Annotated in this window: 19 protein-coding genes and 1 pseudogene; 7 read left to right on the top strand and 13 right to left on the bottom strand. The window is 61.4% G+C overall.

What is annotated here, in order from left to right:
* Positions 1-80: 80 nt before the first annotated feature.
* The 7 genes from N2A41_RS17670 to pobA form a co-directional block, all read right to left on the bottom strand.
* Positions 81-914 (bottom strand): VCBS domain-containing protein, encoded by an 834-nt coding sequence (locus tag N2A41_RS17670; RefSeq protein ID WP_260109367.1) that lies wholly within the window; start codon positions 912-914, stop codon positions 81-83.
* Between the two features lie 406 nt (positions 915-1320).
* A complete protein-coding gene (locus N2A41_RS17665; RefSeq protein WP_222384630.1) occupies positions 1321-2037 on the bottom strand; it encodes an ABC transporter ATP-binding protein in 717 nt (238 codons plus the stop codon).
* Positions 2018-2782 carry an ABC transporter ATP-binding protein gene (locus N2A41_RS17660; protein ID WP_260109366.1) on the bottom strand — a complete coding sequence of 255 codons (765 nt, stop codon included), beginning with the start codon at positions 2780-2782 and terminating at the stop codon, positions 2018-2020. The genes N2A41_RS17665 and N2A41_RS17660 overlap by 20 nt, the downstream gene beginning before the upstream one ends.
* Positions 2779-3783: a branched-chain amino acid ABC transporter permease gene (locus N2A41_RS17655; RefSeq protein WP_260109365.1), complete on the bottom strand. Its 1005-nt coding sequence runs from the start codon at positions 3781-3783 to the stop codon at positions 2779-2781. The genes N2A41_RS17660 and N2A41_RS17655 overlap by 4 nt, the downstream gene beginning before the upstream one ends.
* A gap of 1 nt (position 3784) precedes the next feature.
* The gene (locus tag N2A41_RS17650; RefSeq protein ID WP_260111068.1) at positions 3785-4648 is read right to left on the bottom strand and encodes a branched-chain amino acid ABC transporter permease; all 864 of its coding nucleotides are present in this window, start codon (positions 4646-4648) and stop codon (positions 3785-3787) included.
* Positions 4649-4720: 72 nt separating this feature from the next.
* Positions 4721-5893: an ABC transporter substrate-binding protein gene (locus N2A41_RS17645; RefSeq protein WP_260109364.1), complete on the bottom strand. Its 1173-nt coding sequence runs from the start codon at positions 5891-5893 to the stop codon at positions 4721-4723.
* A 210-nt stretch (positions 5894-6103) separates the two neighbouring features.
* The gene (pobA, locus tag N2A41_RS17640; protein ID WP_260109363.1) at positions 6104-7276 is read right to left on the bottom strand and encodes a 4-hydroxybenzoate 3-monooxygenase; all 1173 of its coding nucleotides are present in this window, start codon (positions 7274-7276) and stop codon (positions 6104-6106) included.
* A gap of 117 nt (positions 7277-7393) precedes the next feature.
* Between pobA and N2A41_RS17635 the strand changes: the two genes are divergently transcribed.
* Positions 7394-8284, top strand: coding sequence for a helix-turn-helix domain-containing protein (locus N2A41_RS17635; protein ID WP_170279757.1), 891 nt, complete (start codon positions 7394-7396; stop codon positions 8282-8284).
* 32 nt (positions 8285-8316) lie between these two features.
* Here the strand turns inward: N2A41_RS17635 and N2A41_RS17630 are convergent, their stop codons facing one another.
* The 3 genes and pseudogenes from N2A41_RS17630 to N2A41_RS17620 form a co-directional block, all read right to left on the bottom strand.
* Entirely contained in the window at positions 8317-8595 is a 279-nt protein-coding gene (locus tag N2A41_RS17630) for a hypothetical protein (RefSeq protein ID WP_311202871.1), read from the bottom strand.
* A 79-nt stretch (positions 8596-8674) separates the two neighbouring features.
* Positions 8675-11059: pseudogene (locus N2A41_RS17625) on the bottom strand (phosphoketolase family protein).
* Positions 11060-11130: 71 nt separating this feature from the next.
* Entirely contained in the window at positions 11131-12309 is a 1179-nt protein-coding gene (locus N2A41_RS17620) for an acetate/propionate family kinase (protein ID WP_260109361.1), read from the bottom strand.
* A 290-nt stretch (positions 12310-12599) separates the two neighbouring features.
* On the opposite strand from N2A41_RS17620, the gene N2A41_RS17615 reads away from it, so the two are divergent.
* Positions 12600-14201 (top strand): inorganic phosphate transporter, encoded by a 1602-nt coding sequence (locus N2A41_RS17615; RefSeq protein ID WP_260109360.1) that lies wholly within the window; start codon positions 12600-12602, stop codon positions 14199-14201.
* A gap of 8 nt (positions 14202-14209) precedes the next feature.
* On the opposite strand, the gene N2A41_RS17610 is transcribed toward N2A41_RS17615, so the two are convergent.
* Positions 14210-15781 carry a putative bifunctional diguanylate cyclase/phosphodiesterase gene (locus tag N2A41_RS17610; RefSeq protein ID WP_260109359.1) on the bottom strand — a complete coding sequence of 524 codons (1572 nt, stop codon included), beginning with the start codon at positions 15779-15781 and terminating at the stop codon, positions 14210-14212.
* A gap of 454 nt (positions 15782-16235) precedes the next feature.
* Positions 16236-16790, bottom strand: coding sequence for a histidine phosphatase family protein (locus tag N2A41_RS17605; RefSeq protein ID WP_260109358.1), 555 nt, complete (start codon positions 16788-16790; stop codon positions 16236-16238).
* Between the two features lie 233 nt (positions 16791-17023).
* Here N2A41_RS17605 and N2A41_RS17600 point away from each other — a divergent pair, with 233 nt between their 5' ends.
* From N2A41_RS17600 to N2A41_RS17590, 3 genes are all read left to right on the top strand, one after another.
* Positions 17024-17233, top strand: coding sequence for a CbtB domain-containing protein (locus N2A41_RS17600; protein ID WP_003542661.1), 210 nt, complete (start codon positions 17024-17026; stop codon positions 17231-17233).
* Between the two features lie 26 nt (positions 17234-17259).
* The gene (locus tag N2A41_RS17595) at positions 17260-17994 is read left to right on the top strand and encodes a CbtA family protein (protein WP_260109357.1); all 735 of its coding nucleotides are present in this window, start codon (positions 17260-17262) and stop codon (positions 17992-17994) included.
* Positions 17995-18251: 257 nt separating this feature from the next.
* Positions 18252-18884, top strand: a complete 633-nt coding sequence (locus tag N2A41_RS17590; protein WP_260109356.1) for a hypothetical protein — start codon at positions 18252-18254, stop codon at positions 18882-18884.
* Here the strand turns inward: N2A41_RS17590 and N2A41_RS17585 are convergent.
* Positions 18869-19531, bottom strand: coding sequence for a sulfite oxidase-like oxidoreductase (locus N2A41_RS17585; RefSeq protein WP_162118820.1), 663 nt, complete (start codon positions 19529-19531; stop codon positions 18869-18871). The genes N2A41_RS17590 and N2A41_RS17585 overlap by 16 nt on opposite strands.
* A gap of 109 nt (positions 19532-19640) precedes the next feature.
* Here N2A41_RS17585 and N2A41_RS17580 point away from each other — a divergent pair, with 109 nt between their 5' ends.
* Together N2A41_RS17580 and N2A41_RS17575 are read left to right on the top strand one after the other, a co-directional pair.
* Positions 19641-21515: a sensor histidine kinase gene (locus tag N2A41_RS17580; protein WP_260109355.1), complete on the top strand. Its 1875-nt coding sequence runs from the start codon at positions 19641-19643 to the stop codon at positions 21513-21515.
* On the top strand, positions 21512-22858 hold the full coding sequence (locus N2A41_RS17575) for a sigma-54-dependent transcriptional regulator (RefSeq protein WP_162118819.1): 1347 nt from the start codon (positions 21512-21514) through the stop codon (positions 22856-22858). The genes N2A41_RS17580 and N2A41_RS17575 overlap by 4 nt, the downstream gene beginning before the upstream one ends.
* Positions 22859-22918: the final 60 nt, after the last annotated feature.

Genomic DNA, 22918 nt, shown 5'->3' with positions numbered 1-22918 from the left:
CAAGATTTTGGTATCAGATAGCTACAGCGGAGCGCGCTTGGCGAAGGTGCAAAGATTCCGAGACTCCCTTTCCCCCTTCGTCAAACGATAAAATGAAAGTTGTCGTATTGCGCGCCGTAATAATCCGGGCCGCTCGTTTCGGTGATGACGGGCTCCGTGTCGAGGATGAGATAGTCGATTTCGCCGTAGGCGCTGAGATCGATCACTTGCGGGTCATGAATGCTGTCGGCGGTGACGTTGACCGTGACCAAGAAGACGGTATCGCCGTTTAGACGACCTTCGATCGTCAGAACGTTGTCATAGTCCGATGTGCCGTTTGCGACACTGAATTGCTCGATCTGAAAGTGGCCGCCGTCGGCGGCTTGGATGGGTGTCCAGAACACGCCTCCTCCCAGATAGTGGTTGCCATCCGCTTCCTCCAGCACAGTCGCGTCGTCACCATCGTGCCAGGCACCCCAATCAAAGCCTTTGTAGCCCGTCGGGAAGTCGTGGTTGCCGACATCCTCGAAATTCACGAAGATGTTGCCGTGTTCCGGCAAGTCGACCGCGATATTGAGCAGGCCGAAGTCGGTGGCGCCTTTGCCATCCGAGATCTTGAAATTGAACTGGTCGAAGAGTTGGTCTCCCGGGCCGAGCGCTGATACCACCGGGTTGGTATGATCGAGCTCGTATGTGTAATTGCCGTTGGAATAGACGGTCAGAGTGCCATATTTTCCCTCAACTGTGGTGGTCGTGGCAGGCCCGTTCGGATCGGCCGGTTGCGGAATTCGCTGTCCATTGACGAAGTTGAGACGCACCTGGTCTCCGTCGGCATCCGTGGAACTGGTATTGTCCAGAATGTTGCCGTCGATCGGGTTGTCGACGTTGAAAATAGGCTGGTATACGTCACCTGCGACCGGCTTGTGGTTTGCCATTTCTACCTCCCGTGTGATTTTCTGTTCGACTATGCAACCCTATCGGGTATCTGGCAACCGAAATAGATGGAGCGTCAGAGCAATTCCGCCCGTCAGCGCCACAAATTCCGGTAGATTACAGCTCAACTATTCAAGTAAAGGGAGCGGCATAAACTCGATCCTCTTTATGAACGAGGATTTACGCCTTGTCTTACGTTGATGCCGCTTGATCGATCATGGTGTTTCTCGCCCTTTCAGGCGATCCGTCAATTCGGCCAGCGGAAAACTTTCAGGCAGGATAATCATGACGGGTCAATCATGACGTCGTCATGACGATATACTGCATGGATTGCTCGGCGGGTTCAGCGCAATCTTGAAGGCGAAAGGGGGCAATCAGCAGAGCCGGAGCTTTTGCCGATCATTCCCATCAATGCAGGCCGCCGACCCCGAGCAGGCTCTCGACAGCCTCGTGATCCCTGGCGAGATTTTCCGGCGTTCCGGTCCATGCCAGTCTGCCGCGTTCGAGGATGACGACCTGATCGGCGAAATCGAGAGCGCTCTGGATGCGCTGCTCGACCAGCAGGATGGTCATGTCTCCCGCCTTGGCAAGGTCGGCGAAGGCCGCCATCAGTTCCTCGCAGATAACGGGCGCAAGGCCCTCCAGCGGTTCGTCAAGCAGCAGGACGGAGGGGCGACCGAGAATGGTGCGAGCCGTGGAGAGCATCTGCTGCTCGCCGCCAGAAAGCTGGCTGCCGAGGTTGCGGCGGCGCTCCTTCAGGCGCGGGAACATCGCATAGGCTTCCTCCAGCGCCCCTTTCGGCCGCGCCTTCAAGCCGACGAAAAGGTTTTCTTCGACTGTCAGCGTCGGGAAGACACAGCGCGCCTGGGGCACATATCCGAGGCCTTTGTGCGCGCGTGTAGCACTCGGTGCCGTCGTGACATCCAAATCGCCGAGACGGATGCTGCCCTCGTATCGCCTTGTCTGCCCTGCTAGCGTTGCCAAGAGCGTGGTCTTGCCCATGCCGTTGCGGCCGAGCACGGCAAGCCGGGCACCTGCCGGCACGGAGAAGGAAATGCCTTCGAGCACTCTCGTCGGCCCATATCCGGCCGACAGGTTGTCGACCTCAAGCGACAGGGCTGGCATTGGCATAGCTCCCGAGATAGGCCTCGCGCACGCGTGCATCCTTGGTGACGTCTTCAGGCCGGCCGTCGAAGATGATCGCGCCTGATGCAAGCACGATGACGCGTCTGGCAAAACGGAAGACGAGATCCATGTCGTGTTCGATCATCAGCACGGCGAGATCGGCGGGCAGATCGGCCAGCGCCCGCTCGATGCGGCCGGTATCGCTTTGCGGCACGCCGGCTGCGGGTTCGTCGAGCAGCAGCACTTTCGGCTTCAATGCCAGCGCCACGGCGATCTCGAGAAGCCGCTGCTGGCCATAGGCGATTTCGCTGACCTTGCGATGCATCAGGAAAGCCAGCCCGAGTTTTCCAAGGAGATCATCGACCTCAGCCATGACATCGGGCATACGCAGGAAATTGCCGAACATGTGCCCGGACTTTCCCTCGCGTTGAAGGACGGCAAGTCCCAGATGTTCGGCCGGGGTCATGTCCTGGAAGAGCCGCGTCACCTGAAAGGAGCGGACAAGACCGCGTCTGACCCTGCCGATCGCATCGACCTTCGTCACCACCTCGCCACCCAGGCGAACCTCGCCGGAATCGGGAGAGAGATTACCGGTCACGAGGTTGACGAAGGTGGTCTTGCCAGCGCCGTTCGGGCCGATCAGCGCGATGCGATCGCCAGGTGACATCGTCAGCGAGACATTATTGGTGACGGCAAGGCCGCCGAAGGCTTTCTTGAGATTGGCGACTTCGAAGACCGGGCTCATGAGCGTTGCTCCCTGCGGCGGCTAACGAAGGCTGCGGCCGTCCCGTAGAGACCTTTGGGCGCAAAGAGCACAACGGCGATCAGCAGCGCGCCGACCATGGTCAGCCAATGGAAGGGATTGGCGGCGGAGACATAGTCCTCGAAGAGCATGAAGATGACAGTGCCGGAAAGTGCCCCGAAGAGAGAACCGGTGCCGCCGAGCACCAGCATGACAAGCGCTTCGGCCGACTGCGTGAAAGACAGGCTGTCGAGGCCGACGACCTGTGTCGAGATCGCATTCAAGGCGCCGCCGACACCGGCAACGGCGCCTGATATTGCGTACATCCTGATCAGAGCTGCCTTCGGCGAAGCGCCCATGGCGCGGATGCGCAGCGGGTCCTGCTTGATGGCGCGACAGAGCATGCCGAAGGGCGAGCGAACCAGGACCCTCAGCAGCACGAAGACGATCAGCAGCAGCGCCATTCCGAAGAAGAAGGCGGTATGACCGTAGAGATCGAATTCGAACAGGCCGAAGACCGGGTCCGGCGCGATGCCGGAAAGTCCATCGCTGCCACCTGTCCAAGACGAGGCCTTGTTGGCGAATTCATGGAAGAGGTTGATCAGTGCAATCGACAGCACCAGCTGCGGCAGACCATGCGCACGCAGGATGATGGCGCCGCAGAGCAGCCCGGCAACCGCGCCGCCGGCAACGCCGGCCATCATCATCAGCAGCGGATCATTGATGCCGTAATGCGCCGACAGGATCCCGGCGGCATAGGCGCCGGAGCCGAAAAGTGCTGCATGGCCAAGCGTTGCGACGCCGCAATAACCGGTCACGAGATCGAGCGACAGGACGAGCAGCGCGATCGTGATAATCCGGGTCAGAAGGGCGAGATTATCGGGGAAGGTGAAATAGCCGATGGCGGCAATGGCTACGATGACCGCTATTCCGATAAGATCGCGGGTGATGAACCCGAGACGATGCTGGAGAGGCCCGTTTTCGTCATTCATGACAAGCGCCATCCTAGTTCACCCTTCCGGCAAGGCCGCGGGGGAAGACGCAGATGATGGCGATCACGGCGAGATAGAAGAAGAATTCGCCGAATTCCGGCATCAGATACCGTCCTGTCGTATCGATCGCGCCCAGCAGCAGGCAGGCGATCAGGGCGCCCGGAATGGAACCCGCGCCGCCGACGGAGACGACGACCAGGAAGGTGACCATGTAGCGCAGCGCATAATAGGGCTCGACGGGCAGGAGTTCGGCGCCGACCACGCCGCCGAAGGCCGCAAGCCCGACGGCGACGGCAAAGCTCATCGCGTAGATGATGTCGGTGCGCACGCCGAGTGCAGCAGCCATCGCCGCATCATCCACAGAGGCGCGCAGCTTGACGCCGAAGCTGGTCCTGTCGACCGCGAACCAGAGGGCGAGCGCCACGGCCAGGCCGCAGAGGATGACGAAAAGCCGGTGAACGGGAATGGTGCGAAAGCCGAGATCGGCCGATCCTTGCAGCGCAGCGGGCAGCGGTATGGTCTTCAGCGTCGGCCCCATCAGGTAATTGGCGATGCCGATGATGCAGAAGGTGAGGCCGATCGTCATCAGCACCTGGGTCAGTTCCGGCGCGCCATAGATCCGGCGGTAGAGAAAACGCTCGATGGGAACGGCGACGACGATCGTGATGACAACGGCAGCAATGACCGCTGCGGCATAACCGAGGCCGAGGTCGCGGGCGACATAGGAGGCGATGTAGCCGCCGATCATCGCGAAGGCGCCATGGGCCAGGTTGACGACACGCATCAGCCCCATGGTCACCGAAAGGCCGATCGATATCACGAAGAGCACCATGCCATAGGCAAGGGCGTCGACGGCTATGCTGAAGACTGTCTGCATTGACATACCTTGCTTCGATGCGGCGGGCTCGGCCTGATCGCAGGCCAAGCCCGTCACCGGCCTTGCTCGATGTTACTTGACGGCCGCCAGGCCCGGATCGCCCTGCTTCTCGAAGGTCTGGACCTCCTTGTTGATGTAGGTCCCGTCATCGGCCTTGACGACTTCGCGCAGATAGATGTTCTGCGTGATGTGACGGCTTTCCGGATCGATCGAAACCGGGCCGCGCGGGCTCGTCCAGGCAAGCCCCTTGACCGCATCGACAGCCTTCTGAGCATCCTGCTTGCCGCCGGTCGCCTCGATCATCTTGTAGATGACATACATGCCGTCATAGGCGCTGACTGAGGGGAAGGAGAGTTCGGCCTTGTTGCCGATTGCTTTGGTCGCCGCCTCGACGAAAGCCTTGTTCTCGGGAGAATCGTGCGACACGGCGTAGTGGAAGGTCGTCTGGATGCCGAGTGCCGCATCGCCGAGCGCCGGCAGATCGGATTCCTGGGTCAGATCGCCCGGCGCGAAGAACTTGATGCCGGCAGCCTTCAGGCCATTGTCGTTATAAGCCTTGACGAAGCCGAGCGTCGTCGGGCCTGACGGCAGGAAGGCGAACACGCCCTCAGCGCCGGAATCCTTGATGCGCTGCATGATCGGGCTGAAGTCGTTGGTCGCAAGCGGCATGCGGATCGCCTCGACGATCTGGCCGCCGGCCTTTTCGAAGCCGGTCTTGAAGGCGTTCTCGGCGTCGATGCCGGGGCCGTAATCGCTGACGACCGAAATCACCTTCTTGACGCCGGCGTCGAAGGCGACCTTGGCGATCGGCGTCGATGTCTGCCAGGTGGTAAAGGAGGTGCGGACGACGAGCGGGCTTTTGGTCACGATCGCCGAGGTGGCGGCGTTCATGATAACCATCGGCACATTGCCCTGCTTCAGGATCGGCGTCACCGCCATGGCATCGGGCGTGAAGTAGAAGCCTGTGAGATACTGGACCTTTTCCTTGACGATCAGTTCCTGCGCCAGCGCCTTGGATTGGGCGGGATCGGCCTGCGGCACGTCGCGATAGACGATTTCCACCGTATCGCTGCCGACCTTGTTGCCGTTGACCGCCATATAGGCGTCGATGCCGGCCTTGAAGTTTTTGCCTTGGAGCGCGAACGGACCGGAGAACGGACCGATGACCCCGACTTTGATGGTGTCGGCATAGGCGCTCGTGCCCACGACGACTGCCGCAATGGCGGCCAGAAATAGCTTCTTCATTCTCTCTCTCCCTTTTTTGGCGCACTCCAGCGCCGTATTCGTTAGCTGCGAGAAATTTAGCGCGAACCTGTCATGCGAAATGGTGATGTAAAATGAAATAAGTGCCGTAATCCATAACTGTACAATTATGATTGTGGCTCGAAGAGCGGAACTATCGGCGGCCCGTTCTACGGTCGAATTTTGGTCCATGGCCCACCTCAGACACTTCTATCAGAATGGCAGCCCCACATAATTCTCCGCAAGCACCGTCGAGGCGGCGCGGGAATGGGTGAGATAGTCGAGGTCCGCCTCCTGGATCTTCTGGTCAAAATCCCCGGTATCCGGAAAGCGATGCATCATCGTCGTCATCCACCAGGAAAACCGCACGGCTTTCCACACGCGGGCGAGCGCCTTCTGCGAATAGGCGTCAATGCCACTATTCGAGCCTTCGCGGTAATGCTCGATCAGCCCGGAGAAAAGATAATGAACGTCGCTGGCTGCAAGGTTCAATCCCTTGGCGCCGGTCGGGGGGACGATATGGGCGGCGTCGCCGACCAGGAAAAGCCGGCCGAAGCGCATCGGCTCAGTGACGAAGGAGCGCAGCGGCGCGATCGATTTCTCGAAGGACGGCGCGGTCGCCAAAGCCTCGGCGTGATGCACCGGCAGACGCCGTCTCAGTTCGTCCCAGAAGCGATCGTCGCTCCAGTCCTCGATCTTCTCGTCGAGCGCGCATTGAATGTAGTAGCGGCTGCGGGTGGCCGAGCGCATCGAACAGAGCGCAAAGCCCCTTGGATGGTTGGCGTAGATCAACTCATGGCTGACAGGCGCCACGTCGGCAAGGACCCCCAGCCAGCCAAAGGGATAGACCTTCTCGAAACTCCTGATCGCACGTTCAGGGATGGCCTTGCGGCTGGCGCCGTGAAAGCCGTCGCAGCCGGCGATGAAGTCACAATCGATGCGCTTGGCAACACCGTCTTTCACATAGGTGACGAAGGGTGAATGGCCGTCGAAGTCATGCGGCGCGACGTCGACGGCATCATAAATCGACAGGGAGCCGCTTTCTTCGCGCCGCTCCATGAGATCGCGCGTCACTTCGGTCTGTCCATAAACCGTGACGCGCCTGCCGCCGGTCAGTTCGTGCAGGTCGATGCGATGGTCGCGGCCGTCGAAGGCCAGCGAGAAACCGTCATGCAGCAGGCCTTCGGCATGCAGCCTCGCGCCTGATTTGGCCTGATCCAGCAGCCCGACGGTGCCTTCCTCCAGAACGCCGGCACGAACCCGGCCGAGGATGTAATCCTTGTTCACGCGATCGAGAATGACATTGTCGATGCCGGCTTCGGTCAGAAGCTGGCCGAGCAGCAGGCCGGATGGTCCCGAACCGATGATGGCGACCTGAGTTCGCAAATGCTTCCTCCCTGCATTTTTGCGTTTTGCCAGATTCTGTCGTGTTGTCTCTGTCGCAGCAATGGACATTCCGGCCGAAAAATTGCACGAATCGAACATTAGTGCGGGAGCAGCCCTATGAGCAGACATGTCCCTACCTACGAACTCTACGGTGAGAATACCGGGCGAAAGCCCGATTTTTGGTTGCATTGCGAAACAATTCGCTCCCGCAGCAGCTTGCATCACTGGGAGATTCGACCGCACCGTCACGAGAGTTTCTTTCAGATATTGTACATCGAAGGCGGGTCAGGCGATGCGATCTTGGGCGAAAACAGCCATGCCATCCGTCCCCCGGCCATCATCACCGTGCCGCCCGGGCTCAACCATGGCTTTCGTTTTTCACGCGATATCGACGGCCTGGTGATCACCCTGTTGAGATCCCATCTCAGCCATCCGCCCGGCGACCGGAGCCATCTCGGCGAATGGCTGGCGGCGCCGCACCTGACGCCGCTCGATCCCGATCATGCCGAGGCTGCCTATGTCATGCAGACGTTGAAGCGGCTGGGCGACGAATTCGAGAACCGCCGCAGCGGCCGCAACGAGGCATTGGCCGCCTATGTCGCCTTGGCGCTGCGGCTGACGGCGAGGATTTCCCATGAGGGGAATACGCAGGAGCTTCCGCCAAACGAGAACGAGCGGCGGATGGAAATGCTGAGCGAACTCATTCAGCAACATTTTCGGTCACACAAGCCCGCGTCCTTCTACGCCAGGGAGCTTGGGCTTTCCCCGACGCATCTCACCCGTATCGTCCGGTCGATGACCGGCAATACTCCTCATGAATTGATCGCCGGCAAACTCGTCGAAGAGGCGAAACGCCAGCTGGTTTTCACGCTGGGCAGCGTTCAGGAAATCGGATTTCGGCTCGGCTTTGCCGACCCCGCCTATTTCTCGCGATTCTTCGTTAAATACACCGGAGAAACGCCGCGGGTCTGGCGCATGAAGGAGAAGGTTCGGCTTGAAGGTGTATAGGCCACCCGCAATGGTTGCGGCGCGCAACTGCCCTACCAGTCTTTGACGCCCTCTTCCGTGTTGCGGGCGCGTTCGCCGCCGCGGGTCTCGTATGCGTCTCGTTCCTCAGCTGACTTGACGGCATCGTCTGAGCCATCGCGCTGGGCTTCGGGCGTCATGTAGAAGGCGAGCACCTCTTCCAGCCGGGCGGCGGTAAGCGTGGCAGCGAAACTTTTCATGTCGTTTCCTCGGTCGACGGCCTTGAAGCTTGCCTCAGATGCATAGCTTACGATGCGGCCTTCAAGGAACAGTGCGCCGATGGTTTTCACCAACTTTAGACTTTGCTTGACGATTGCTCCCGCCGGATGATCTCTGCCGACCAGTTCCGCGCGATTCCCTCTGGTTTTCGTTTCACGCCGCCGGCCAGGTCCAGTTCCGCACCTCCGGCATGTCCTCACCATATTCACGGACATAGTCGTGATGCTCCGCAAGCTTGCCGCGGAAGGCTGCGAGCGCTTCGCCTGCCTTTTCCTTCAGGCCCGGCACACGCTCGATCGCTTCGATGGCGAGGTGGAAGCGGTCGAGTTCATTGAGGACGGTCATGTCGAAGGGGGTCGTCGTCGTACCTTCCTCGATGAAGCCGCGGACGTGGATGTTGCGGTGGTTGGTGCGTTTATAGGTCAGACGGTGGATGAGATAGGGATAGCCGTGATAGGCGAAAATGACAGGTTTGTCTGATGTGAAGATCGCATCAAATGCCTCATCGGTCAGGCCGTGCGGATGCTGATCCCTGGATTGCAGTGCCAGGAGATCGACGACGTTGACAGTGCGGATCTTCAGTTCCGGAATGGCGTTGCGCAGAAGATCGACGGCGGCAAGCGTCTCCATGGTCGGCACATCGCCGGCGCAGGCCATGACGAGATCGGGCAGGATCGTGTCGTCCTCGTTGCTCGCCCAGTGCCAGATGCCGATGCCGGCCTCGCAATGTTTCACCGCCTCGTCTATCGACAGCCATTGCGGCTCCGGCTGCTTGCCGGCGACAATGACGTTGATGCGGTCATAGGTGCGCAGGCAATGGTCGCCGACCCAGAGCAGGGTGTTGGCATCCGGCGGCAGGTAGATGCGGACGATATCGGCCTTCTTGTTGGCGACGAGGTCGACGAAGCCGGGATCTTGATGGCTGAAGCCGTTGTGGTCCTGACGCCAGACATGCGAGGTCAGCAGGTAGTTCAGCGACGAGATCGGCTTTCTCCACTCGAGTTCCCGCGTCACCTTCAGCCATTTGGCGTGCTAGTTGAACATGGAATCGATGATGTGGATGAAGGCCTCGTAGCAGGAAAACAGGCCGTGCCGGCCAGTCAATAGATAGCCTTCCAGCCAGCCCTGGCAGAGATGTTCGCTCAGCACCTCCATGACACGTCCATCCCGAGACAAGTGGACGTCGTAGGGCTCGATACCCTCCATCCAGACACGGTCGGTGACTTCGAAGACGCTGCCGAGACGGTTCGACTCTGTCTCGTCGGGGCCGAAGATACGGAAATTGGCAGCCTTCGCGTTGCGCTTCATCGTGTCGCGCAGGTAATGGCCGAGGATTTCCGTCGACTGCACCATGGCGCTGCCGTGCTTGCCGATATCGACCGCGCAGTCGCGTATACTTGGAACGTCGAGCTCTTTGCGCAGCAAACCGCCATTGGCGTTCGGATTGGCGCCCATGCGGCGCTCGCCGACAGGGGCGAGCGCCCGCAGCTCGGGTTTCAGCCGGCCGTCGCTGCCGAACAGGTCCTGCGGATCATAGCTGCGCATCCAGTCCTCGAGGATCTTGCGGTGCCCTTCGTTCTCGCGGCAGTTGGAGACCGGCACCTGGTGGGAGCGCCAGAAGCCTTCGACCTTCTTGCCGTCGACTTCCTTCGGTCCTGTCCAGCCCTTCGGGCTGCGCAGCACGATCATCGGCCAGCGCGGGCTGATATCGGGCGCTTTGCCATTGCGGGCTTCCTCCTGGATTTCGCGAATGCGGTCGAAGACCCTGTCGAAGGTCGCGGCCATCTGCTGGTGCATATCGCGCGGCTCGTGACCCTCAACGAAGAAGGGCTCATAGCCGTAGCCTTCAAAGAGGCTCCGCAAATCCTCGTGACTGGCGCGGCCAAGAATGGTCGGATTGGCGATCTTGTAGCCGTTCAGATGCAGGATCGGCAGCACGACGCCGTCGCGGGCAGGGTTCAGAAATTTGTTGGAGTGCCAGCTTGCTGCGAGCGGCCCGGTTTCGGCCTCGCCGTCGCCGACGACGCAGGCAACGATCAGATCGGGATTGTCGAAGGCGGCGCCATAGGCATGGACGAGGGCGTAACCGAGTTCGCCACCCTCGTGGATCGAGCCCGGTGTTTCGGGTGCCGCGTGGCTCGGAATGCCGCCGGGGAAGGAGAACTGCCGGAAGAGCTTGCGCATGCCCTCCGCATCCTCGGAAATATCGGGATAGATCTCGCTGTAGATGCCTTCGAGATAGGTGTTGGCGACCATGCCAGGCCCGCCATGGCCGGGGCCGCACATGTAGATGATGTCGAGGTCGCGAGCGCGGATGAGGCGGTTCAGATGCGCGTAGATGAAGTTGAGGCCGGGTGTCGTGCCCCAGTGGCCGAGCAGCCGGGGCTTGATGTGCTCCGGTTTCAGCGGCTCGCGCAGCAGCGGATTGGCCAGCAGATAGATCTGGCCGATGGAGAGATAGTTGGCGGCGCGCCAATAGCGGTCGATGAGCGTAAGTTCGGCATCGGTAAGGGCAGCGGTCGAGACATGCTTATCCATGGGTTTCTCCCGTTTGAAAACGTCTTCAACGTCAATTCTACCGGCTGATGCCGGCAAGCTGTTGATCTGGATCAGCCACTGCCAAGAACGGTCAACGCCTCGTCGGCGATGATTTGTTCCTCATCGGTGGCGATGACGTGAGCGGCGATGCGGCTTTCCCGCGCGCTAATGGTGAAACCATTGGCGGCATTGGCCTTTTCGTTGATCGTAAGGCCAAGCCAGACCAGCCGCCTGGCCACGCCTGCGCGGATCTCCGGTTGATGTTCGCCGATGCCTGCGGTGAAAACGATAGCGTCAAGGCCATTCAACGTCGCCGCCATGCGGCCGATTTCACCAGCAATGCGCAGCGTGAAGAGGTCGATCGCCTGGTGTGCCTGCGGCCGTCCGTCCTTCAACAGGTCGCGCGTATCGGCGCTGATCCCGGAGACGCCGAGCAGGCCGGCGTTGTGATAGAGCAGATCCTCGATCTCTGCGAAGGACTGTTTCCTCTCTCCGGCCAGATGCAGGATGACGCCGGGATCGAGCCAGCCCGGACGCGTCGCCATCGGGATGCCGTCGAGCGTCGAAAAGCCCATGCTGCAATCGCGGCTGACGCCGTCCTCCAGCGCACAGAGGCTGGCGCCGCTGCCGAGATGGGCGACGACCACTTTTGCCGCGGGCGGCCCCTTGCGGCGAAACTCGCTGGCGATGAATTTATAGGACAGGCCGTGGAAGCCGTAACGCTTGATGCCCTCGTCATGCAGCATCCGAGGAATGGCGAAGCGGCGAACGAGATCGTCCTGGGTGGCGTGGAAGGCCGTGTCGAAGGAGGCCGTCTGGGCAAGATGCGGTTTCAGATGCCGGAGCGCACGGATGAAACGTAGCGCCTGCGGCTGGTGCAGGGGCGCAAGCGAGGTCAGCGCGTCGACCGCATCGATCGCGGCGTCATTAAGGGCGACGGCGCTGGTGAAGCGCTCGCCGCCATGGACGACGCGGTGGCCGGCTGCGCGCACGGCGGCGATATCGAAATGCCCGGCGAGAAGGGAAAAGGTCTCGTCGATGACGCCATGCAGGTCTTCCGTCGTCTCCGCCTTCAGCGGCATCTCGATTGTCTGTGGCCCCGCTGTCAGGCTGAGAGACAGCGGCTCGGCGCGGAAATCGATCACACCCTTGACGATGCGCCGCGCCGCATCGCCGTCGATCGCGAAGATGCCGATCTTCACCGTCGAGGAACCGGCGTTGAAAGTGAGGAGCAGGTCGGTCGATGGCATGTCTCAAAGACTCCGCACGGTTGTGGTCACGACCAAACTTAGCGTCGAGGTTTCCGGCGGAAAGAAGTTATTCGCCCGCTGCTCGTTTTTTGTCGAAGCGCTCACGACCGTCTTGGGCGGCCGTGATCGACATACGGCATGTTTCACGAATGTGCCGGGACGAGCATGTGACGGTTAATATCGCGCAGTGTCAGTGTCTTACGGGCGGATCAGCCAGGGCGTCATGAGAGCTTCACGCGGCGGAATTATTAACAAAAGGCAAATTTGCAAACGGAATAAGGAACTATGCCATGGCCGATATTGCCCCCAGCCAGGTTCATAGCGACGCTTCCCATCCGCTCCACAGTTCGAATTCGGCCGGCAAATGGTTCTTGCCGCTGTTCGCACTCGTTCTGGTTTGCGGCCTTGGATATGTCGCCTATGCACTCGCCCGCGACCTGACGACCGCAGTTGCCGTTCCCTGGATTCTCCTCGGCCTTGCGCTGCTCATCGCGCTCGGCTTCGAGTTCGTCAACGGTTTCCATGATACGGCCAATGCCGTCGCCACCGTGATCTACACCCGTTCCATGCCGGCGGAATTTGCCGTCATCTGGTCCGGCTTCTTCAACTTCCTCGGCGTGCTGACTTCGAGCGGTGCCGTCGCCTTCGGCATCCTGGCGCTGCTGCCGGTGGAATTGATCCTGCAGGTCGGTTCCGGCTCCGGCCTTGCCATGGTCTTCGCGCTGCTGATCGCCGCGATCGTCTGGAACCTTGGCACCTGGTATCTCGGCCTGCCGTCATCGAGTTCGCACACGCTTGTGGGATCGATCATCGGCGTCGGCCTTGCCAACCAGGTCCTGGCGCCGGCAGGCACGGCGACCAGCGGCGTGGACTGGTCGCAGGCGACCAATATCGGCCTCTCGCTTTTGATCTCGCCGCTGATCGGCTTTGGCCTTTCCGCTGTTCTCCTGCTGGTCATGAAGGTTCTGGTGCGCAACAAGGCGCTTTATGCCGAACCGAAGGGCAGCCAGCCGCCGCCGCTCTGGATCCGCGCGATCCTGATCTTTACCTGCACCGGCGTCAGCTTCGCTCACGGCTCCAACGACGGCCAGAAGGGCATGGGCCTCATCATGCTCATCCTTATCGGCCTGGTGCCGACGGCTTTCGCGCTGAACCGCACGCCCGATGTCAACTATCTCGAAGCCTACAAGTCGGCATCTGTCCAGGTGGAAGCCGCGCTCGGCAAATATGTGAAGCCTGGGGTGACCGTTGCGGACTACAAGGCCGAAGTCAGCAACGCCGTCAAGAACAAGACCTGGACGGATGCGACGACGCCGGCCCTGCAGCAATATATCCACCAGACCAGTGCCGAGGTCGCCGCCTTCCCGACGCTCGAAGCGGTGCCGACCAATCTCGTCGGCAACGTCCGCAACGACATCTATCTGATCGGCGAGGCGCTGAAGCTGATCGACAAGCAAAAGCTGCTGCCGATGGACGCCGGCGACCTCAGCGCGGTCACGAACTACCACAAGGCAGTCGACAACGCGACCAAGTTCATCCCGCTCTGGGTGAAAGTGGCGGTCGCAATCGCGCTTGGCCTCGGCACGATGGTGGGCTGGAAGCGCATCGTCGTCACCGTCGGCGAAAAGATCGGCAAGACGCATCTGACCTATGGTCAGGGTGCGGCAGCCGAAGTCGTGGCGATGGTCACCATCGCTTCGGCCGACCATCTCGGCCTGCCGGTCTCGACCACGCATGTGCTGTCGTCAGGCGTTGCCGGCACCATGGCGGCGAACGGTTCCGGCCTGCAATGGTCAACGGTGCGCAACATGCTAATGGCCTGGGTGCTGACGCTGCCGGCCTCGATCGCGATCGCCTTCGTGCTGTTCGTGATCATGCGTCAGATTTTTTAGGCGTCCCGTCAGGCCGTGGAGGCCAGGCTCGCATTGCGATCGCTGATGAAGATGCCCGCCTCGGCGGCGGGCATCGCCTTGCCGAAAAGATAACCCTGGCCGATATCGCAGCCGAGCTGCAGCAGGAAGGCGAGCTGGCCGTGCTCTTCGATGCCTTCGGCCGTCGTCTTGATGTTGAGGCTCCTGCCGAGACCGAGCATGGCGCGAACGATCTTTTCCTGGCGCTCGTCGTCGCGATAGGTGGCGATGAAACTTTTGTCGATCTTGATCTTGTCGAAACGATAGCGGGCGAGCTGGGCGAGGCTCGAATAGCCCGTGCCGAAATCGTCGAGGGCGATCTGGATGCCGGCCGCATGCAGCTCGTCAAGAATGAGGGCGGCGACGGCGGGATCCTGGATCAGCGCGTTTTCGGTGATCTCCACTTCCAGGCGCTGCGGCGGCAGCCGGCTTGCCGAAAGCACCTTGAGAATGCGCGACGTCAGCAATCTGTCTTCCATCTGCACCGGCGAGACGTTGAAGGACAACGTCACATGCTCCGGCCAGGCGAGGGCGTCGCTGCAGGCCTGGGCGAGAAGATCCTCGAACAATGCCGTGATCATGCCGGTTTCCTCGGCTATATCGATAAAGGCCGGCGGAGGAATATTGACACCGTCGTCGCTGATCCAGCGCGCCAGCGCCTCGAAGCCGCAGAGCTGACCGGTCTTCAGGTCGATCAGCGGCTGATAGAAGGGCTTGATCGCCTTGTTGGAAATTGCGGCACGCAGCCTGGTTTCCAGAGCGGCACGTTCCGTTACCTTGTCCTGCATCGAAGGTTCGAAAACCAAACAGTGGTTGGGTCCACGCGATTTCGCCTCGTACATGGCGAGGTCGGCACGGTGGGCGGCATCTTCCAGCAGCTCGGCTCCCTCGGCCCAGCGGTCGTAGCCAACGCTGGCGCCGACTTCGACGGCAAAGCCATCGATATGGATGGGACGGGTGACGGCCTGGATCAGCAGCTTGGCAAAACGCTCCTCACGCTGTGACGTCAGGGCGAAGGCGACGATGATGAATTCGTCGCCGCCGAAGCGATAGACGCAGTCGGCATTGCCGAGCGCGCAGATGCGTCTGGCAACCTCGATCAACAGGATGTCGCCGCCCTTGTGGCCAACAAGATCGTTGACCTTCTTGAAGCCGTCGAGGTCGACGGAGAAGATGGTGACGTTGCGGTCCCACTCCTCGATCTCGGCCTCGTCGTCTTTGATCGGCCGTGAGAGGATCTTGCGCTCGAAGGCGTAGCGGTTGGGCAGCTTGGTGAGATGGTCGTGGGTCGCGGTCCAATCGGCTTTTGCCTGGGCGGCCGCGCGCAGTTCCATTTCCTTACGCAGGTCGGCGATGCGCAGCACCGAATAGATGAAGCTCATGGCGCCGGCGATGCCGAGCGCCAGAACGACCTTGTCGGCGCCATACTCGCCGAATCCGATCAGGAAGGCGACCAGGCTGTCGTCGAGCTGTAGCAGCGTGCCGAGAAGCCAGAGGGTCACTCCAGACACCACGATCGACACGCATTGCCGTCCGGCCCTGCTTTGGAAAAACACCGGCATTATGCCTTCTCCATCTCCACCTTCGCGGAAATATCACGAAAGTCTGAAATGTTTGTTGAAACCAGAAGGCGAATTATCAGAGGCCGTAGCCTGTTGCGTGCCGCAGAGAGACCCGACAGGCTTGTGGGGAATCAGGGCGTCGTTATCAGCGCGATGCCCTTCGTGGTTCGGGAGACTGGCGCATGCGGGAAAGAATGAAGGCGAGCGTGCTAATGCATCGCTCGCCCTTTCCAGTGCTTCAGGCGGTGACGATCAGCAGCGGAACGCTGACGATGAGACCGACCAGAACCGTGACTGTGGCGACACGCATGAAACGCAGGCGTCGTGTGCGCTCGCCACTCCAATCATATGTCATTCTTCCATCTCCTTGGGACAAGGAAGTAGTTCCCGCAAAGCCGGGTTCAACAGAGATGGCGCGATTTGCTTGTGCAAAGCTGGATAAGATCAGCAGTCTCTAATGCTGGAAGCGCAGAGACCAACGCTGTCCGTTGCTGGTCATGCGGATAACGGAAAGCGGCTCGACGTCGCTCAGCCAGAAGGAGGAGAGTGGCGCCTGAAGCACATGCACGATCGCTGCCCGGATGACGGCCGCATGGCTGATTGCAATGATGTGGCCGTCGAGGACGGTCTGTCCATCCATCCAGCCGGCGATGCGCTTGCGCAGATCAACAAGGCTCTCGCCGCCATGCGGAGCCGCTTCCGGATCGCTCATCCACCCGATGAGGTTTTCCGGCTCTTCGGTTCCGATCGCCGCGATCGACCTGCCGGCCCAGCGGCCATGGTCGCAGTCGCAAAGCGCCTGATCTATCCGGGCTTCGAGGCGCAGCGCATCAGCAGTCTGACGGGCGCGCAAGGCCGGGCTCGTGGCAATACGATCGGCGCGCGGCGGGGGGGGCATCCTGCCGGCCTCCTTCACTGCCTTGTCCTCCAGCGGTTCGTCGAGCGGGAACAGCGCCTTGCGGCTTGCTGCCGTCGCGCCGTGGCAGATCCAGGTGAGGCGCGTGTTCACAGTCGTTCTTGTCTCCCGGAATGCAGCGACAGCGTCCTTCGCCGCCTTGTGAAGTTTCGTTGACAGTCTCTTCGGCGTGCAGATATAACCGTGCTGTTGCGGGTTTGGAAGCCGGTGAAAGTCCGGCGCGGTCGCGCCACTGTGACCAGCGTGTCGAAGCCTCTTCGCGCTGGAAGTCAGACCCTACTGCACAAGCACTCTTTCGACTGAACGCGTCATTCCCGGAGGAATACATGTCTGACACCACTTTCGCGCCCGTTGCTGTACCGGCGCCGATCCCTGTAGGCGAGATCCTGCCCTGGGCGATCTTCGGCGGCCTGCTGATGCTCATCGTCCTCTATTTCGTCGGCACCGAGGAAGGCGCGATGGCGCTGTTCAACGGCATGTATGTGCACGAGTTCGTGCATGACGGCCGCCATCTCCTTGGCTTTCCCTGCCACTAAAGCGCTTCGCGATCGGAGTCCCTGACATGGTTGGAAACCTTCTGCTTCGCGGCATGCTCGCGGGCGTGATTGCTGGCATCCTCGTTTTCGCTTTCGCTCATACGTTCGGCGAGCCGCTGGTCGATGCGGCGATCGCCTTCGAGGAGGCAAGCGCCCAGGCCGCCGGCGAGGCTGCCGAACCCGAAATCGTCAGCCGCGCCACACAGGCCGGTCTTGGCCTTTTCACCGGCGTCTTGGCCTACAGCGTCGCCGTCGGCGGGCTCTTCGCGCTCGCCTTCGCTTTCGTGCAAGGCCGCTTCAGCAGCCTTTCGCCGCGCGGCACGTCGGCCGTCATCGCCATTGCCGCCTTCGTGGCGGTTGTCCTCGTTCCCGGTATCAAGTATCCGGCCAACCCGCCGGCGGTCGGCACTCCCGATACGATCGGTGCCAGGACCGAGCTGTTCTTCCTGATGATCGTCGTCTCGCTTGCGGCGCTGATTGCGGCGGTCGCGCTGTCACGCCGCCTTAGTGAGCGTTTTGGTCTCTGGAACGGCGCGATCATCGCCGGCATCGGCTATCTCGTCTTCATCGGCGTCGTGCTCTATCTGCTGCCGCCGATCAACGAGGTGCCGGAGAACTTCTCGGCGATGGTACTTTGGCGGTTCCGCACGACCTCACTCGGCATGCATGTGATCCTCTGGGCAACCTTGGGCCTTGCCTTCGGAGCATTGGCGGAAAAGCGGCTTGCGGTTAAGAGCGGGCTGCGGCCAGCGTTTCGGTGATCCGGCGTATCGAGGTGGCGACTTGCTACCCCTTCTCCCCAGCGGGGAGAAGGTGGCCCGGAGGGTCGGATGAGGGCGCCACACGGCACGCCCTATATGTTGCCCTTCGCTTGTGCTCAGTGCATTCGCAGCTTTGCTGCTCACCCCCTCATCTGCCTGCAGGCATCTTCTCCCCGCTGGGGAGAAGGAATATGTGGCGGCGCCGTATTCCTCTCTCGTCCGTCAGGAGCCCGAGGACAGGAAGGCAAGTTGGTGGGATGGCACGCTATCTCTATCGATGGCTTGCATTTCTTGGTCTCAACGCGACCTTGCTTCTATTGATTGCCGGAAGCGCTTTTGCCCATAGCCGCGGCGGCGGCAGCGGCAGCCACGCCGGGCTGGATGTCCCGGAAATTTCCCATGGCGAGATGGCTGTCATGTCTGACTATCGCAGTGGGATTATCGACCTTGCATCCCGTGCAGTCGATACGAACGAGCCGTTCCGCCGCATGCTGAACTATGCCGAGATCCAGTATTCCTACTGTCTGTGGGGCCGGATGCCGGGCAGCGTGGCGGATGAGGAAAGTCCGTTCAACGAATGCACCCATGCCTATCTGGCCGCGACCAAGGCCGTCTTGCTTTCAATGCGCGAGATGCCGCGGGAGGCCGCTGCTGCAGGCGAAATCATTTCCGCTGTCGATGCTGACATGGTGCGGCGCGGTCTCGCGCTCATCACCTGCCGGTTCAGCGGCGAGGCCTTCAACACAGCCGATATCGTCAAGCCGCGCTGGAGCGGGATCCCATTCCATGTCGCCAGCATGGCGTCTCTGACGGGGCTCGCCTCTTTGTTCGGCCTCGGTGTGTTTGTGCTTCGCCGCCTCTCGCAACCGAAGGCTCAATCGTTGGAATAGCGCTGCTCGCGCCACGGATCGCCATACATGTGGTAGCCGTTCTTTTCCCAGAAGCCTGCCTGGTCGGCTGATATCAACTCGATGCGGCGCAGCCATTTGGCGCTTTTCCAGAAATAGAGGTGCGGCACGACGAGGCGCATCGGTCCGCCGTGCTCCGGCGTCAGCGGCAGGCTTTCCCAGGCCGTGGCGAGGATCGCATCCTCGGCTGCGAAATCGGCGAGCGGCAGGTTGGTGGTGTAGCCGTCATAACTCGTCAGCATGACGTAACCGGCTTCTGGCTTCGGCATGGCGAGGTCGAGCAGATCGCGCGTCGAAACGCCTTTCCATTTGTTGTCGTAGCGCGACCAAGTGGTGACGCAGTGGATATCGCTAACTTTGGTGCTCTGCTCGATCGCCTGGAAGGCGGCCCAGGTGAGGGTGAGCGTCGTTTCGACGAGGCCGCGCACGTCGAGCCGCCATGTATCGGTCGAAACGACAGGCTGCTGGCCGAGATCGAGCACCGGCCAGTTCTTGACAAGGTGCTGGCCGGGCGGCAGGCGCTCGGCTTCGGGCCGACTGATGCGGCCGGTGAGGAACTTACCTTCGGTCGCCCAACGGCGTTTGGAGGTAGTGAGCTTGCTGTCGGTGGGCGCCTGATCGTCGCTCATGAGTGGGTCTCCTGCGATGCAGCAATAGGACATCCGCCCTTGACGGTGTCAAGTTTGGGCGACCCCTTGGAAATCCTTGCCGGGCTCACTAAACTCGGTGCCATGGGGCATGCCTCGCTGGGGAGTGGAGGCAGGAAGGGAGGAGCCGGTTCTGTCTTCGAGATATCGTGCGATAGCGGCGTTGCTGGTCGTGCCGCTGATCATCTTCGCTTTCTTCACCTATGGAAGTGCGATTGCGACGCGCGTCTATATGGGGGAGGCTTCGGCGCAGGCGGGAACGGCGCTGCGCCTTGCCGTTTCGGCACTCAGCGGCCATCTCAACCGCTACGAGGCGCTACCGGCGCTGATCGCCGATCACGACGATATCAAGGAGCTGGTGAGCGCGCCCGAGGATGAGGCGCTGCGCGATGCGGCCAATCTCTATCTCAAGGCGATCAACGGACTGCTGAAATCCTCCGACATCTATGTGGTCAAGCCGGATGGAGAGACGATCGCGGCCAGCAATTACGATAGACCTGCAAGTTTCGTCGGACAGAATTTCAGCTACAGGCCCTATTTCCAGGATGCGATCGAGGGCCGGCAGGCGCGGTTCTACGCGCTCGGCACCACCTCGCTGAAGCGCGGCTATTATTTTGCCGCACCGATCCGGACCGGCGCGGATATTCGCGGCGTCATCGTCTTCAAGGTCGATATCGACATGATCGAATCCTCCTGGGGCGGCGGCGAATACAAGATCTTCGTCTCCGATCCCGAGGGCATCATCTTCATGTCGGGAAGCCCGGAATGGCTTTACGGCGCCATCCTGCCGCTGACGGCCGATCGCATCGCCCGCACCGAGGCGTCGCGGCGTTATGCCAATGCCAGGCTGACGGCGCTGCCAGTGACGCGACACCACTTCGACCAGCATGAGCTGATGACGCTGGCCGGCGAACGCGGCTCGAGCGAATATCTGGTGCTCTCGCATTACATGCCGGCTGAGGACTGGACGGTGAACGTGCTGATGGAAACGAGTTCCATCCGCACCCAGGCGCGCACGGCGCTTGCGGCCGTCTTTCTCATCCTGTGCATCGCCGGGCTTACGGTGGCGGTTCTGCGCCAGCGGCGGACGCGGCTTGCCGACCGCATGCAGATGCAGGCCGAGGCGCGCAACGAGCTGGAACGACGTGTCGAGGAGCGCACGGCCGATCTTGCCCGAGTCAACAGCCGTATCGAAGAGGAGATCGCCGAGCGGCGGCAGACCGAGCAGCAGCTCCGCCAAACGCAGGCCGACCTGATCCAGGCCGGAAAACTTGCCGGTCTCGGGCAGATGTCGGCTGCTCTTTCGCACGAGTTCAACCAGCCGCTCGCCGCGGCCAAGACCTATACGGACAGCGCCTCGGTGCTCATCGACCGTGGACGGACGGAAGAGGCGCGGGACAATATCCGGCGTATCGGCGGGCTGATCGACCGGATGGCGTCGATCAGCCGTCACCTGCGCAACTTCGCCCGCAAACCGAACGAGAAGCTCGGCCCCGTTTCCCTCGACGAGGCGATGCGCGACACGCTCGAGATCATCGCCTGGCGGCTGAAGGCGGCAGATGCCGAACTGCTGCTCGATCTCGGGCCGCGTCCGCCGGTGGTGCGCGCCGGTTCGGTGCGGCTGCAGCAGGTGCTGGTCAACGTGATCTCGAATGCGGCCGATGCGGTGGAAGGGCTTAATGACCGGCGCATCGAGATTTCGGCCTTCGATGAAGCCGGCAAGGTGGTGCTGACGGTGCGGGACCATGGACCGGGCGTGCCAGCCGCAATCGCCGAGCGCATCTTCGACCCTTTCTTCACGACGAAGGGTGTCGGTAAGGGGCTCGGCCTCGGGCTTTCGATCTCCTATAACATCATCAAGGATTTCGGTGGCAGCCTTACAGCTGCCAATCATCCCGAAGGGGGCGCGGTGTTCCGCATCGAGCTGCAATCGGCGGCAGGGCTGATGCCGGAGGCAGCGGAATGAACGATGCAAAGATCCTGCTGGTTGACGACGAGGAGGAACTGCGACGCTCGACGGCGCAGGCGCTGGAGCTCTCCGGCTTCAGTGTCGAGACCTATTCGAACGGCGACCACGTGCTGGAGCTGATCGGCTACAGCTTTCCCGGCGTCGTCGTCAGCGATATCCGCATGCCCGGCATGGACGGCATGACGCTGATGCAGAAGATCCGCGAGCTCGACCCGGAGGTGCCGGTCATTCTCGTCACCGGCCACGGCGACGTTCAGCTTGCGGTGAAGGCGATGCGCGAGGGCGCCTATGATTTCATCGAGAAGCCGTTCACGCCGGAGATGCTCGCCGGCGTCATCCGCCGGGCGATGGAGCGGCGCGGCCTCGTGCTCGAAAACCGGCTGCTGAAGGCGGTCGCCGGCAAGCGCGACGATATCGAGGCGCGGCTGCCGGGGCGCACGCAGGTGATGGTGGATTTGCGCTATCGCATCCGGGCGATCGGGGCGAGCGATGCCGATACGCTTATCGTCGGGGAAACGGGGGCCGGCAAGGAAGTGGTGGCGCGGGCGCTCCATGACATCAGCGCCCGGGCGAGCCGGCCGTTCATCGCGATCAATTGCGCCGCACTTCCGGCAAACCTGATCGAGAGCGAACTCTTCGGCCATGAGGTGGGAGCCTTTCCGGGCGCGGTAAGGCCGCGCTATGGAAAGTTCGAACATGGGCGCGGCGGCACGATCCTTCTCGACGAGATCGGCTCCATGCCCTTCGACCTGCAGGCGAAGTTCCTGCGGGTGCTGCAGGAGCGGGTGATCTCCAGGCTCGGATCGAACGAGATCGTACCGCTCGACGTGCGCTTCATCGCGACCAGCAAGGTGGATCTGGAAGCGGAAGTGGCGGCCGGCCGCTTTCGCGCCGATCTCCTCTACCGGCTGAACGTTGCGACGCTGCATGTGCCGTCGCTGTCGCAGCGGCGGTCGGACATTCCGCTGCTTTTCCTGCAACTGGTGCGGGAAGCGGCCGCCCGCTACGGCCGCGATGAGATGGCGGTGCCGCCGGACGTGATTTCCGACATCGCTCAGCGCGACTGGCCCGGCAACGTGCGCGAACTCCGGAATGCCGCCGACCGTCTGGTCCTCGGTCTCGATGATGGCGGGCCACAGGCAGAGGAAGCGACCGGGCTTGCGGAGCGTGTCGCCGAATTCGAACGGGGGGTCATTGCCAGCGCGCTGGTGGCTCATGGCGGCAGCCTCAGGCCGGTCTATGAGTCGCTCGGCATTTCCCGGAAAACACTCTACGAAAAGATGCAGAAATACGGTCTCGACAAGCGAATGCTGACAACCGAAAGTCAGCGCCCCTTTTAACGGCGCATGTATACCAGCCACATTTTACGACTTGACATGCAACCATTTGGTTGCCTATAA

This window comes from Rhizobium sp. SRDI969 (assembly GCF_025152725.1).
GTDB classification, from domain to species: domain Bacteria; phylum Pseudomonadota; class Alphaproteobacteria; order Rhizobiales; family Rhizobiaceae; genus Rhizobium; species Rhizobium leguminosarum_I.
Note: the sequence above shows the minus strand (reverse complement) of the source record. Positions and strands in the feature narration are given on the sequence as shown.